We start from the raw sequence: 836 nt of genomic DNA, 5'->3' as shown, positions 1-836 counted from the left end.
GTTTCAAACAGCGAGCTGACAAAAAACTGCCATTGACCAGAAATATTTTGTTTTACCAATGATTTTAAATGCATAGCGTATTGCAAAGTGAACAACCTAATAACAATCTAACTTTGAAGCTAATAGTAGGGCAGTCAATTAAAAGGGTGTATCACGCCTTATTACACTAAGACTAAAGTAAAAGTTTTACTGTTAAGCCAAAAAAAAGCCACGTATTTAACGTGGCTTTAAGTAGGCACATGGGGGAATGTGTCAATTGGTTGGAAACGGATTTTTGGTAAATTCTAATACATCAAAACATGCGCCTAGAGTGTGATAGTCGCACTTAGCGCCTGCTTCGCTTTTTTTATCACAGTATTTTTGATTGTTTTCTTTTAATACGCGATACCACGCACCATGGTCATGGTCGACAAAATACTGCCAGCAATACTGCCAAAGTGCGTTGTAATGGTTTAAATAAACGTCATTTTGTGTCGCATCAAAAAGTAATGCAGCGGCAGCAAAGCTTTCGGCTTGCACCCAAAAATATTTGTCGCTATCGCAGGTGGTATAGTGCGTATCAAAGCCATATACTAAACCGCCATGGGTGTTATCCCATGCGTTGGCAAAGGCAACATCAAATAAATGCTGCGCTTTTTCAACAAACTTTGGCTTTTCTTCAAAATAGTTAATTTGTAGTAATAATTTTGCCCATTCTGTTTGGTGACCTGGTTGAAATCCCCAGGGGCGATAGAGGTTTTTTGCATCGTCTTTGTTGTAATCAAAATCAGGCAAAAGTTCAGGGGTAAAGTGCTCGTACACTAAGCCATTGCTATGCGCTGATAATTCAAAACAAA

General features: G+C 38.6%; 1 protein-coding gene. It reads right to left on the bottom strand.

Annotated features, from left to right (window positions below):
• Positions 1-252: 252 nt before the first annotated feature.
• The coding region (locus ON073_RS20415) for an AGE family epimerase/isomerase (RefSeq protein ID WP_274763700.1) at positions 253-836 on the bottom strand (584 nt) is incomplete at its 5' end.

This window comes from Pseudoalteromonas sp. G4, assembly GCF_028875915.1.
In the GTDB taxonomy this organism is placed as follows: Bacteria; Pseudomonadota; Gammaproteobacteria; order Enterobacterales; family Alteromonadaceae; genus Pseudoalteromonas.
Note: the sequence above shows the minus strand (reverse complement) of the source record. Positions and strands in the feature narration are given on the sequence as shown.